The 13,914-nt window shown below is 49.7% G+C and carries 10 protein-coding genes; 2 read left to right on the plus strand and 8 right to left on the minus strand.

The features are described from left to right. Nucleotides 1-22: 22 nt before the first annotated feature. A complete protein-coding gene (locus tag AC6RNO_RS12725; protein WP_497105651.1) occupies nt 23-4,531 on the minus strand; it encodes an amino acid adenylation domain-containing protein in 4,509 nt (1,502 codons plus the stop codon). 310 nt (nt 4,532-4,841) lie between these two features. Between AC6RNO_RS12725 and AC6RNO_RS12730 the strand changes: the two genes are divergently transcribed. Beyond that, entirely contained in the window at nt 4,842-6,404 is a 1,563-nt protein-coding gene (locus tag AC6RNO_RS12730; protein WP_474681177.1) for a beta-sandwich domain-containing protein, read from the plus strand. A 107-nt stretch (nt 6,405-6,511) separates the two neighbouring features. Beyond that, nucleotides 6,512-6,829: a hypothetical protein gene (locus AC6RNO_RS12735; RefSeq protein WP_497105652.1), complete on the plus strand. Its 318-nt coding sequence runs from the start codon at nt 6,512-6,514 to the stop codon at nt 6,827-6,829. A 73-nt stretch (nt 6,830-6,902) separates the two neighbouring features. On the opposite strand, the gene AC6RNO_RS12740 is transcribed toward AC6RNO_RS12735, so the two are convergent. From AC6RNO_RS12740 to AC6RNO_RS12770, 7 genes are all read right to left on the minus strand, one after another. Continuing rightward, entirely contained in the window at nt 6,903-7,073 is a 171-nt protein-coding gene (locus tag AC6RNO_RS12740) for a hypothetical protein (RefSeq protein WP_474681179.1), read from the minus strand. 276 nt (nt 7,074-7,349) lie between these two features. Beyond that, a complete protein-coding gene (locus AC6RNO_RS12745) occupies nt 7,350-7,865 on the minus strand; it encodes a hypothetical protein (RefSeq protein ID WP_474681180.1) in 516 nt (171 codons plus the stop codon). 381 nt (nt 7,866-8,246) lie between these two features. Next, on the minus strand, nt 8,247-8,627 hold the full coding sequence (locus AC6RNO_RS12750; protein ID WP_474681181.1) for a hypothetical protein: 381 nt from the start codon (nt 8,625-8,627) through the stop codon (nt 8,247-8,249). 2 nt (nt 8,628-8,629) lie between these two features. Beyond that, nucleotides 8,630-8,938: a hypothetical protein gene (locus AC6RNO_RS12755; protein ID WP_497105653.1), complete on the minus strand. Its 309-nt coding sequence runs from the start codon at nt 8,936-8,938 to the stop codon at nt 8,630-8,632. A gap of 497 nt (nt 8,939-9,435) precedes the next feature. Beyond that, nucleotides 9,436-9,786, minus strand: coding sequence for a hypothetical protein (locus AC6RNO_RS12760; protein ID WP_474681182.1), 351 nt, complete (start codon nt 9,784-9,786; stop codon nt 9,436-9,438). 16 nt (nt 9,787-9,802) lie between these two features. Continuing rightward, the gene (locus AC6RNO_RS12765) at nt 9,803-11,329 is read right to left on the minus strand and encodes a WXG100 family type VII secretion target (RefSeq protein WP_474681183.1); all 1,527 of its coding nucleotides are present in this window, start codon (nt 11,327-11,329) and stop codon (nt 9,803-9,805) included. Nucleotides 11,330-11,364: 35 nt separating this feature from the next. Further along, nucleotides 11,365-13,884, minus strand: a complete 2,520-nt coding sequence (locus tag AC6RNO_RS12770) for a DUF5704 domain-containing protein (RefSeq protein WP_497105654.1) — start codon at nt 13,882-13,884, stop codon at nt 11,365-11,367. Between the last annotated feature and the right edge of the window lie 30 nt (nt 13,885-13,914).

Consider the following 13,914-nt stretch of genomic DNA (forward strand, 5'->3'; position numbering starts at 1 on the left):
TTTCCCAACGGGCAAGATAATCTCAGAAATACAATCCTTCAAGCGACTCCTGGGATAAAGCGATCGTTTCAAAATCGGACGGCGTAAACTCCACCTCGTTTTTTTCGCAGCAATGGCGGATGAGCGCTTGTAAATGACTCGCGTATGTTTGCACAAACCCGTTAACCGTCTCCGCTTTAAACAGATGGCGGCTGTAAGTTACCGACACATGCAGCTTCCGGTTCACCACCATGACGTTCATGTCCAGAAGCGAAGTGAGCCGGTTATCCATGCTGCATTCGACGCCGGACGGTTCATCTGCAATTGAAAATAAATCGTTGTCGAAAGTCGCGTCAAAATCGCCTAAATAATTGAACCTGATCCGTTTTTGCCCGCCGTTGTCCTGGATGCTTTCTGTCAAGCGGGCGAGCACGCCGAATCCGACGCCTTTCCGGGGAATTTTCCTCAGGTGCTCCTTGGTGCGCTTGATCCGATCCGGCATAAGCTCAGCAGATACCCGGAAGAGTTTAACCGGATACAGGCTTGTAAACCATCCGACCGTTCTTGACAAATCCAGCGGTTCCGCGAACGGTTCCCGGCCGTGGCCTTCCAGCTCGATCACGACTTCGTCCATTTGGAAAACGTCGAAAATAGCGGCGCCGAGAGCGCTGACAAGCAGGTCCTTCGCGTCGGTGCCGTAGGCGGCATTGGCCTGGCCAAGCAATCGGCCGGTCTCCTCCTCCGCCAAATGCTCGATAACCGTCTCTGAACTTGCCACCGTATCTTCCCCGAGCGCAAAATCAACGCGAACCGCCGTCTCGGCCTCGAGAACAGACTCCCAATACGCCCGCTCGTTCTCGATGATTTCTGCATGGTTCCACAAATACTCGGCCCAACTTTGCACGGAGGCTGTCTTCCAGGGCAGCGTTTCCGTTTGTTTCATGACGAATTGCCGATGAAGACTGACCAGATCTTCCAGCAAAATGGTCCACGACACCGCATCGACGATCAGATGGTGAGCCGTCAGCAGCAGCCTTGTGCCGTTCGTCCCAAGATCGAACAGGCAGGCTTTGAGCAGCGCTCCTCGATGAATGTCCATCGATGCTTTCAACGACTGTCCCAGCAGGCGCATTTGCAATTTTTGCTCTTCATAGCCGTAATCGGCCAAATGAAACACTTCGACCCGGCACTTCTCCGCCCGGCTGTTGTAAAACAACGCCTCGGTATCGGCGCTTACATGTATTCTCAGGGCATCATGATGCTCGATCAGGTCATCCATCAACCGCTCAAGATCGCTTGCATCGATAGGCTGCTTCAAATTCAGCAATAACGATTGGTTATAATAATGCCGGTCGGCAAATTGTTGGGCGAAAAACCACGAGCCGATAGGCGTCGGCCGAATGCCGCCTTCGCACCGCCGCTGATCGGCCATATCGGCCGCAGCGGATTTGCTTACGCGCCTTACCATGTCCCCGATCACAGGGTTGGCCAAGATGTCCGCGACTTTGATGCCGTACCCGCCGCTTTTCATCCTCGAAGCGACCTGGATCGCTTTGATCGAATCGCCGCCAAGATGATAAAAATTGTCGGCAAAACCGATATCGCCGGCTTGCAGCACATCGCGCAAAATGCCGACCAGTCCCGCTTCCGCCTCATCCCGGATAATATCGGCCGCAAGCCCGGTCTGCTGCCGTTTCTCCGGTTCGGGCAGCATGTCCCGGTTGACCTTCCCGTTCTTGTTCAGCGGAATTTCATTCATCACGATGAAATGAGCAGGCACCATATACGCCGGCAGCCTGTCCGCCAAATACGTTCGCCATTCCGCTGACGAAGCGCCGTTTTGGCCAACCACATACGCGCAAAGATACGGGCTTCCGTCTTCATGCCGCCGGTCGATGACAACGGCTTCCCGGATCGCGTCGTGCTCGCACAAATACCGCTCGATCTCGCCCAATTCGATGCGGTAGCCGCGAATTTTCACCTGATGATCGACCCTGCCCGCATACTCGATCTTCCCGCCCTCCAAAAACCGGGCAAGATCCCCCGTCCGGTACATCTTCCTGCCTGTTGCAAAAGGGTTCGGAATAAATTTGTCCCTCGTCAAATCTTCCCGGTTCATGTACCCCCTTGCCATTCCGTCCCCTGAAATGTACAGTTCTCCGATCACGTGCACAGGCACGGGATTCAAGTTGGAATCAAGAATATAAATTTGCACATTGTCGGCCGGAACGCCGATCGGAACCGAGACGTTATGATCGCGGTCCCGATCGAAAGCATGAATCATGCATCCGACAACCGTCTCCGTGGGGCCGTATTCGTTGTAAAGCTCAATTCGTCCTCCGAAGCTTTCCTCAATTTGCCTGGCCAAGCTTGTTCTTAAATCTTCCCCCCCGATAATAAAACGTTTGACGGATGAATCCTGGTGGTTCAGCTCCCTTAGCAAAGATAAATGCGCCGGCGTCAGCTTGACGACCGTAGCTTTGTTTTCCTTCATAATCCGAAAAAGCACGTATTCGTCTCCGTCGTCGCCGTAAACCATGATGCAGCCTCCGGAAATCAAAGGCGTGAAAATCGAAGTTACCGTAAGATCGAAGGCAAGGGACGAATACAAAGGGAATATTTCGATCTCCTGCTTTACATACATGTTCTTGGCCCACCAAATGTAATTGACCAAGCCCCGGTGCTCGATCATGACCCCTTTGGGCGTTCCGGTCGAACCCGACGTATAGATGACGTAGACCAAATCGCCGGGACCGCTCTCCGCTTCCGGATCGGATGAATCGCCCCGATACAGGCCGGGGTCGTTCAGGTCTATGACCTCTCCCTTCATCAGGGCGCGTTCCCTTATATCCATGTTCGCGAGCAGCAGGCTGCAGCCCGAGTTTTCGAGCATATAGGCAATTCTGCCGTCCGGGTAAGCGGCATCAATCGGCAAGTAAGCTCCGCCCGCCTTCAAAATCCCCAAGATGCCGATCACCGTCTCGATGGAATGGCGGGTCAATAACCCGACAACCGTTTCCCGGCCCACGCCCCGGGCGGACAGGCGCCTCGCCAATTGATTCGCCTTTACGTTCAGCTCCCGGTAGGTGAGCTCTTCCCGCTCGTGGCGGATGGCGATCCGCTCCGGCGTTCGCGCCGCCTGCTCTTCGAAAAGCCGGTGAATCGTCTTGCCGCGCGGATACTCGGCCCCGGTATCGTTGAACTCCGCAATCTGCTTGCTTTTCTCAGCCTCGGACAACAAGGAGAGCCTGGCGATCCGCTCGCCGGGATTGCAAATGATTTGCTCGACGAGTATGTTCAGCCGATCGTACAAATCCTCAATCTGCCGTTCCGTATACGCTTGAAGCTTGTAATCGATCTCGAGCAGCAAAGCTCCCGATTCGGCCCAATCCTTGACGACCAACTGCAGCGCATACAGCTGGTTTCCGTTATACAGCTCTTCCACTTTCGCTGGAGAGCCGTCCCACGAGGTTGCGACTTTGGTGTTGTAATAGTTCACACAAGTGCCGAATAAGCCGTCGCCCCCTCTTTTATTTAATTCGAGATCCTGAACGAGAAGGTCGTACGGATATTTTTGGTTATAGTAGCATTCCGTCAATTGCTGGTGGATACGGACAAGCGCCTCCAGAACCGGGCTCGAATCGTCAAACGTATACCGGAAAGGCATCGTGCTTGTAAACATCCCTGCGGTTCGCTTCTCCTTTTGCCCCGAACGGTTGAATACGGGCACTCCGATGACAAGATCGGTTTGCCCCGCAGTCTTGTTCATATACAGCATGTACAGGAAAATGAATATTGTGTTGACCGAGCATTTCGCGCTGGCCGCAAGCTCTTTGATTTGCAAAGAACGAACGGGATCCAATTCGTATGTTTTCCTTTTTCCCGCCGTGGAACCGTAACCATGATTCGTCAAAACGTCGGGAAGAACGCTGAACTTGTCCAGCCAAAACCGCCTGTTTTTCTGAAATCTTTCGGATTGGATATACCGTTCCTCCTGCCGGGCATATTCCAGATAGTCGGGTGCCGGTTCAAGCTCGGCCGGTTGTCCGTTCAGAAGCGTCATATAACAATCGTAAATCTGATCGATGACCAAATTGCTGGACCATCCGTCGGAAACGATATGGTGGAATTTTACAAGAAATCCGTTGTCCTGGTCGGAAATTTTGAACATCGGAAACCGGCAAAGCCTTTCCCGCTCCAAAACGAACGGCGTTTGCGCTTCCCTTTCCAGCCACTGCCGGAATTCCCGCTCAGGATCGTCATAGACGGAAAAATCGATGAAATCCGGTGCTTCGGCATCGCTTTCGTCCACATATTGACGCGGTTCTCCGTCGATTTCCACGACTCTGATGCGAAGCGCTTCATGCCTCGCGATTTGCAGGCGTATCGCCTTTTCCAGGAGGTTAAAATCGACGGGCCCTTTGATTCTTACCGAACCGGCGATGTTGTACAGCGACGTGTCCGGGTATATCTTTTCGGTATACCATATTCGCTTCTGAGGGTGAGTCAAAGAATAACATTTCGGATGATCGGGTCGAAATACGTCGAACATCAAACAGTCCTCCTATTCCTCGACTTGATATGGCGAACATCGGGGCTGCTGCTCTTGGATGAAAAAGCTGTAAAAGGAGTCGTTTGCATGCACATGGAGGCAATTGTTGCGGTAACTTGCAGATCGTACTGCAGAGGTAAAAATTAACGCGCGTTAATTTCCAATTAAAGGGTTATTTTTTCTTTATCTTAACTTGCGGATTTCAAGCTTGTCAAGATAACTATACAACAAATAAAATTTAGTCTAATATGAATGTAAGTATATGGAAGTCCCTCGAAACCAAAATACGGGAAAGGTTGGAGATGCGTGCATGAAATTGCTTGAACTCGAACCGCTAAAAAGCGATGGAGGGGATTGTTTTGATGATGTCATCGTAACCATGAACGGCTGGTATCGGCGTGGATATCAGCTGATGTACGCGGACGCGTTGAAATTTTATTTCGACCCGGATCGACCGGACCAGACCATCGGAACCCGGATGCAGACGAATTTCAGCAATGCTTTGGATTTGCTCCAACATTTTCACGGATATAACATCGAGGTATACCACAATATTTCCCCGACCGACGGCTTAGCCCTCTTCAAAGAACAGCTATCCCAAAATAATCCGATCGGTCTTATTATCGATACTTTCTACAGTCCCTGGGATAATAATTACCAAAAAATCCATTACTTTACGCATGTGATGCTCGTAGCCGGCATTGACGCCGAAACCGGCGATCTGTTATGCGTCGACCCTTTTTTCGTTAAAAAGAATATGCGGCTGCCGCGCGATCATTACATGGACGGGTTTATTTCCTGCATGACGATGGAGCCTTCCGGCTCCGGTATGCCGGGTAAAAACCAGGTGCTGGCAAGCCTGCGGACCAAACTGCTGGAGTATTTGGACATCGCGCCGGCCAGCTTTGAGGCGTGGGCGGAAACGTTCCGCTCCATCGATTTTGCGAAAGAGTCGCAAAATAACGACTTTATGGCGGGCCCGCTTAATTCGAAATTGAACACGCTGGTCACCGGCCGGTTCAACTATGTCAAAACGCTTGATTACATTTCAACCCTGTATGGACTGCCGCAGCTAAGCGACTTTTCCCGGGAAATGAAACTGCTTGCCAACAAGTGGAGCACGATTCGCGGCCTGATCGCCAAGCTGAACTATATGCCTTTACATCTTTTGGATGACAAAATGAAAGACAATGTGATTGGCCGAATACGGACGAACGCCGAAACCGAAGTAGGACTCGTCGAACGGCTGATTGCTGAATTGGAGCCTTCCAAAATTCAAAATCAGGCTTTCGTTTCCGCCTTTCCCGCCCCGCTGTCTGCGGATGACACCGTTCAGAAGATCGAGCATGTGCAGCTGCAGCAGTTGTTCGACACCCGCGGGTTCGACAATGAAAGCGGAACCGCCGATTACGATACCAACGGGTTTAGCTACGCGAGAGCCGGCATTCCCGTAAGCCATGAGCTGCACGTTGCGGACATGTCCTTTGCTTTCCGCGCCCTGCTCGATGACTCCTTCGATAATTTGTCCTGCATGGGCCAGTCGGTTCCGCTTCAAGCAGACCGGTATCGCGGAATCATGGTGCTCGGAAGCAGCCAATTCGGCAGCTGTCTGGATACGCTCACCGTCATATACGAGGACGGCACAACCGACCAAGTGCCGCTCGGATTTTCCGATTGGTGGAACCCGATTCACGTAAACGGGGAAGTCATCGCCCTGGAGGCGAGTACCATGAACAACAAGTCGGGCTTGCTGCCCAGCAAGGTGTATCTGTATGCGGCCAAAACCAGGCTGAACAGTACCAAAACCGCCACGGGCCTAATTCTCCCGATCATGCCCAATCTTCACATTTTCGGTATTTCCATGTGGAAATAAAGCAGCTGTTCAGCCCTAGCAAAAAGAAGCCCCCGAACTCCGCTTTTACGGCGCGTTCGGGCGGCTTCTTCCAAGCTGTTTATAACAATGACAGCAGGGCATTGTGAATGAGTTCCTGCCTGAAACCCGGTGGCCAGCAAAGCTTCGCCGGCCACTTTGACGGGCAGTTTTCCGGGGCGATTTTCGATTTTTTAAAAAGCAAAATGGGCATCAGCATCGCCTACGTCATAACCGAAATCTGCGCGCTGAATAGGTCCAAAGAAATGGATCGGAATACCATTGACGTGCTCGGCGAAGAGATCGTTTTACTGAAGCAGCTCCACTTTGACGACACCGACAGGCCGGTTTTCTATTCTCTGGACTATTTGAAAAACAGCGTTTTCAACTGTTCATCAAACGCGAGTAGTCCCGCTCGGGCAAAATGAAAACGGAGCCAGGGTTTAGAACCCGCTCCGTTTTATTTTATCGCGCTGCACGCTCCCATGCCGCCCGAACCGCTCATTTCCAAGCCTTGGCTTCTATATGTTTTTTCTTCGGAAACATCTTTTTCAGCAAACCCTTCTTCTGCTTCTCATCCAGAATCTGCTTAACGCCGCGGATCAGCACCCTATACCTCATCTCATCGTCATGACTCATCGTCTGCAGCTGGCTAAAAAATTTATCGTCCATTTTAAGCACCTCTCCAATTCGGCCATTGAATTAATCCGATCGGCCTATTATTTTATAGTCCTTTTTGACTACATTATAACATCCGATTCTCACAAAAATCTCACAAAATGTGCTTTTTTGTCAGGACAAAATAAAAAAAGAGGGGACTGCCGCTCTATTGCCTGCCGCGGCTTAAGATCCATTACTTTGAAATTGCGAGTCGTACTCCTCTCAACGTTCAAGAAAAAGGACAGCCTGACCGCTTCATCAGCGGCTCGGCTGTCCTTTTTCTTGTTTTTATTTCTGTTCTTGCTGAGTCCGATCCTCGAAAGCAACCCGATTGACCTCGGCAAAGCGCTGCAGCTTCTTTGCAATGACAGCGACATCGAAAAGGTTCATACGCTTCGAGTAAACCCACCGCGTTTTATTCTCCAGTTCAATGGACACAGACCCCGGCTTGTAAACAATTTGTTTAATATTCGATGCTTCGAGGATGAGTTCTCTCGAATATCCTCTCTTCGCCAGATTGGTCTTGCCTATTTTCAAATAGGGGCGGCGAACGAAATACATCAACAAAGCTACGAATAAGTATCCGCATATCGTAACTATATACATGCCGTTCTGGTCGGCCTTCGTGTACGTAGCCAGCAGAAACACGAAAATAATTACGAACAATAAAGGAAGCAAAAGGCTGCGGCCTTTAAATACTTGAGGCTTGTCAGGATCGGAAATAGGGGATATCCCTTGCTTCGACCTCAGCACATTGGCCTTCTTCGCATTTTTACTTACCATTCTTTCCCACTTGCGCGACATGAACGTACCTCCCAGTATGCTGCTCTTTGTAAGGACCTGCAGAGCTTATCCTTATTTCACTGGAAAGTCGCCCATTTGTCAAGCTAACTATGAGGCAAATGATTGTACGCCCGTATCCATAGGGGATCTGCGGCCTGCGCATACACTAATCTGACGACTAATTTTCCAAACTCCCATCCCCTGCAAATGCTCCGGAATACGATGGCACCAAACAGATGGCCGAAGAACGGAAGAAGGGAAGCGGCGTTTCGTAGCATCGGCCATTCAGGGAGAGATCAACAGGTCAATCATGGTCGTATCTGACCATGATTGACCTGTTCAATGACGGGTTCATTCGACACCCACCCACCTTTAAAAATATAGCATATCATAGAAGTAGTGTTACAGAATTGTTATCTGTTTTATAGCTGTTAACTCTTTTCTAGCATATCTCCCATCTTCAAGCGGTACGTAAACCATAATAGAAATTTTAATTTCATATTCCCCTGACAGTAACTCAGATTCATCGTGGTCAGCCACATCTATAATCATATATTTTGGAGTGTGTTCCGTAATTGTAAAGGTATACTTAGGAAGATTTAACGTCGAGACTATAAATGAACCGAACGTTTCCTTTCCATTCTTATACAACATAATTTCTTTCATATCAATTTTGTCGGATATTATTTCTTTTGTATCAGATGATATTTCTAATACTATAGGGATAGATTTGTTTAATGCTCTGTATTCGAATCCTTCTAGTAAATGTATTACTAACTTCATATTCATTGCCCCCTAAAAAAGTCATAATACTGTTGAAACCACTGAAGGTCTTCGTCAGAAAGTCCTATCCTTTTCCCTTGCCAAATATTTGTCGATGTTGCGTACCCCTCAGCTTGTTCAACAGGTAATGCCATAAATTCTTTTCTACCCAACTTAAGGGATTGTCTATAATGCTTAATCTCATGCAAAATTGTATTAGCCATCATTTTTGCATTACCGAAGTTTTTATTTAAATCTAGAATCGGTTCGCCTTTTGCATTAAACTTAAACAAAATGATTGGCGGCGCACACAGTTGTTCCCTGGCAGTCATAAGACAATCTCCTGATTTCGGGTTGTCTACATTTTTCCATGGATATTCGAGGCTTTGAAGGTGGGACAGGTTTGACGCTTACGTGAGTTTAGTGGAAATTTCACATGTCTAGTTTTATTTTACTTTGCTTTGCCGTACTTTTCGTTGTTAGCGATGCCGCGGCAGAAAAGAAAACCACATTACGGGTGGCTAACTCGCATTGTGGCGTTCTACATGGGTATTGGTTTCATTAATCCATCAGGTACTAAACTTTTAAATATGAACGTATACCCTTGATAGAGGTTCAATAAAAAACAGGTCAATCAGGGTGGTATCTGACCATAATCGACCTGTTCAACGTAACGGAAAACCGTTATATAGGTGATAAAATTCAAGCATTTATATGCGTACTAACGAAATGACGAAATCTTCATACGGGCATTACATAGGTTAAGTTTGTTATTGGTTGAATGTTGGGTTCATTCGGCACTGGGTAGCCCGCCCACCACTGTTATTAATTAATTCATGCTTTCTGCAATTCTTTCCACAATTTCTTTATCCCAATCATCAAGATCAGCCATTAATTCCTCATATTTGCATTTCGATTCAGGAGTATCAATAGCCAAAAGTGCCGCTATGCTGTAATGCCCTATGGTGTCGATTCCAAAGAGTTTATTTACATTCGGGTCTCGAAATTTGCTGATGTAAGAAAGTTTAGAAATAATCTCTTCGTTACACAATTTTCTGCTGACAATCTGACTTATAGCACTTACTAAAACCTGATTATGATGAATATCTAAACACTTGATAATTTCAAGATCGTTTAATTTGCCTTCTCTTATTTCCTTCGATAAACTTAAAGGTTTCACTCTTCATCACCTCTCTTTATTCATTTACAGGACCAAAGTTGTCTATTAGATATTGCCTTTCAGTTCTATAGTTGTTCCACAGTTGCTCAGCAAGAGCCTTGTTACCTATTCGGTCAGCCTCTTTTATTTCAACCATGTATGCTCTGAGTTCCATAATAATTCTATTTTTGAACTCATAAGTAACATCCAATTTGGGGTAGCCTTTTGCCATATCGTCTAGAAAATGTTGATACTCATGTCTTAGAGCACTTATTGAAGCATCTTCATATATATTTAATTGCCCTGGAATATTTCCTTTTGGTGCATATGCCATAATATCACGATCTAGGATTCTTACTTCTACTCCTGCTTCCTGTGCTTGCTTAATAATATCATCCCATTCCTCAGGGTGGGAAAGACGTCCAGGACCATAAATATCCCTAAACGGATCAGAATCATTCTTCCCTAACATGCTATCAGGTAATCTATCTTTCCCCGTCCCCTCAGCTTGCTTCACCAGCGGAACAAGCGGGCTCTCCGCCTCTACTGCGGCAGTTGCCTTGCTTGCATTCGATGTGAGGACACTCAGTTCCTCCGCACCCTTTGCACTTCGTACAACGGCCCCTAACGGTACAAAGACTTCTGCCGTTTTCTCGATGCCATAGCCCAGCATTTCCGCTTTCCGGTTCGGACTCGCTTCTTCAAATTCCTTTATCGTACTCACGACTGCTTTCGTTACTCGTCCCGGCAGCTGCTTCACGTTCGCGATCCCATTCTTTGCATCTTCTTGCAATGTATATAGCGGTTTCTCGCTGCGGATCGTCTTCAAGGCGTATTGTGTACTTCGCACTGCCGAGCTAAACGCATTGCCCTTTAGAGCTAATGATACCACACCAGATAGTGTCCCTATAACTCCTTTGGCCACTCCGGTTTTAAAATGCTCTTCCAGTTGAATGCGTTGGTCTACGGCGTCCAGTACGCTTGTTATGTAGCGGTTATCCAGTTTGCTTCCTTCGAGCAGCTTCTGGATGATATCCCTTCCTTGTCCATTATAGGTGCTTGCATCCAGTGCTGAATAGACCCACTCTTCCCCTTGCTTGACTTTGTTGTCCAGCCAAGTGATTCCTGTCTCTACCGCATCCAGCCCACTTTCGAGAAAATCGAGTAACCTCGCTCCGCTTCGTCCCGTCCACGTCGTACTCATGGTTTTTACTGCCGCTGCGTTTTTGACTTGAGGTAGGAAACTTCGCCCGGTCAGGGCATCTTTCACCCATGATTTCCAACTTCCGCTGAAAATACCCGCGCCTTTCCCATCCGCCTCATCAAACTGATTCGCTTTTTTCGTGGCGAAGTCCTGGATTTGCTGCAGTTCGCAGCGCAGGTCCTGCAGCATCCGGTCAATCGATTGGTAGCCGCTGTCCACATCGGACCGCTGACGGCTGGACATCGTGAGCCCGTTCATCGCGCTGTGAAGTTGGCTTTGGATGCGCTCCAGCGTCCCGATCGTCGCATAAAGCTCGCTCGCCGTGGCTCGCAGAGTCGATGTGTCTACACGTATTTGCACCTAAGTTCCCCTTTCGTTAGTGGACCGCAGCTCTTTTAATGCGTTACCCTTGCGCCAAAATCGTCATAACTGGATAAATCCCCATGATAGAACGCCACATCGCCGTCCATCAGCGTGAACGTGTTGCCGTATTTATCCGTCGTCGTATTGCTGAATCCTTCCATCTGCCACTGGTTGTCCAGCGGGACGCTTTCCCCGGGCAGCCGGTAATAGCGCAAAAAGGGATTCACATAATCGGCATTCTTGATGCTCTCCAAGTTGAAATTCACGATGATGTATCCTTCCTTCAAAAAGATCGGCGAATGATCGTCCAGCCCGCCATGCGTTCTTCCGTATTCCGCGATATTCGTGCCCGCCGCTACCACATAAGGAGCCGCCGGCAAGCTGTACTCGCCATACCAGTGCTGAATCGATGCCAGCGCCCGCTGCGGATCGACCGAACCGGGCACGCCGGTTTTCGGTCCGATCATTGTCCGCGTCAGCCATGGCGACGTGAACCATGCGTACGCATTGCCAACCCAAGACTTGCGCTTAGCCCGGTACAAAAAGTCGCTTACGCCATAGTTGTCGGCCACATACGCGGCCGTATCGGTAAGCTCTTCGCCCGGCACATTGCGCATCGTGTCGTTCAGCAGCACATGCCGCTGCTGCTTGTCGTCCACGGAGCCGATTTTTACAAAATACCTCACCGGTTTCTCCGAGTAGGCGTGGTAGTACAAATCCACCGGGATGCGCCCCGTGCCATCCTTATTCACAAAATAAAACGATGGCGTGATCCGAATCCCATCCCGGCGCCCGAACATGTTCCCCTTCGTCTTCAAGTCGAATTTGAAATGATACCCGGTCTTGATCGACACGGTATGGTCATAGCCCGGAAACGGGTGGCTTCCCGGGTGAATCGGCAGCACGTACGGATAGCTGTTGCCCCGCGGGCTTCCGTCGATATCGTTCGTGCCGGTCCAGTACGAAACACCTGTCGGCGAGATGCCGTCACTCGTGCGAAAAACATACTGCCAGTCATAGTCACCGATATCCGTGATATGAAAATCGTACAGCCTGCCGATCACCTCCACCGGGATCGTGTTCGTCGCTACGTGATTCGGCCAATTGAAGTTGGCGCTCGTTTGCGTTGTAAAGTCAGTGGGCGCATTGATCGCAATCGACCGAAAATGAACCGTATAGAAGCCTTCGTCGATCCACGTCGGCATGATGAACGTCATGTCCGGCTGATTCACCGGAATGTCGACCCATGTACCGGCTACGATGTACGCCGACTTGTCCGCATTCCAGACGTCGAACTCGAAGCGGACTTGCTTGTTGGCGGTATACTTGGCGTAATCGCCGTAACCGCCCGTGACCCCGTACCCGCCGAAGCCGGGGTACGCGTCATGCTGGCCGGTCGTCGGCACGAACACCGTGAACGGCCGATCCAAAATGACCGCCGCCCGGCCTGCGGTGGGCACGACTTTTTCGTTGTGCGCCTGATCGTCGGTCACAGACGGGTACATGACCACCGGTGTATGCACCGTCACCGGATTGATGCCGTCGATCGGATAGTCTTTATCCGATCCGCCTTTGACATTCCCCGGAATCAGCGGGTAATAGATCGTGCCGGTCGTCGGCTGATCCGCCCGGTTGACAAGCGAATTGCTGACGACGTAGCCATTGCCGTACAGCACATCCCGGCCGATCATCGTCGGCTGCGGGATCGTTCCCGGAGTCTGTCCCTGATCGGGGTGCCGGGAATTTTCCATAATCGTAACGCCGTTAAAAACGACCAGATCGTTGTTCACCTGGTTGCGACCCACGGCGTTCTCCGCTGCCGATTGAAACTCCGGCGGCGTACCTCCGGGTGGCGGGCCACCGCCAGTCCCCAGATTGACCCCGCTGCAAGTAGCGGGGAGAACATGAGCCTTTACATCATCGTTATTATCCGATTGCAGCGTTGGCGCCGTATAGCCATGGGGATCCAACTGAACCGTTTCATCGGGATAGCCGCCGAGCGCATAATTCGTGATCGTGGACTTCTCTAATCCATAGACTTCCAAGTTGTCGATTTGCCAGTAGCTATACGGGCGTTTGACGGTCATGGTCTCGGTTACGGTTTCCTCCATAGGGACCGGTGGCGCCCCTTCCCCGCCGCCTACCGTCCAGACATATGTTTTGGTCACTTCAACCGCATACGACACCTCACCGGTCATATTCGCAAATTGATTTTGAAATAAATACTCCAGCCCCAATACGTTCGCATAGAGGCTTTCCGAAGTCGGGATGCCTTTTAACACATCGAATCTTTCCGCATCCCGCATATCCGCGAGAAGCACACCGCTGGCCGCAGGGTCCATGACGGCGGCCTGATTAATCGTTCCTTTGGCCGGGGGGCCGATCATGTAGGAGCAGCTGTTGGGTGGCACAGGCGAACAGCTGTTTTTGACTTCAACGCTAGTGCTTCCTTTTTCATCTACATTTCCAACAGCTTCAACATAATGAGCTTGAATCGTAGTCGTTCCCACGCCTACCGCTGTAACAACACCGACTGGGCTGACTGTAGCCACACCTATATTCGAACTTGACCATGTTGTTTT

Source organism: Paenibacillus sp. sgz302190 (genome assembly GCF_059820445.1).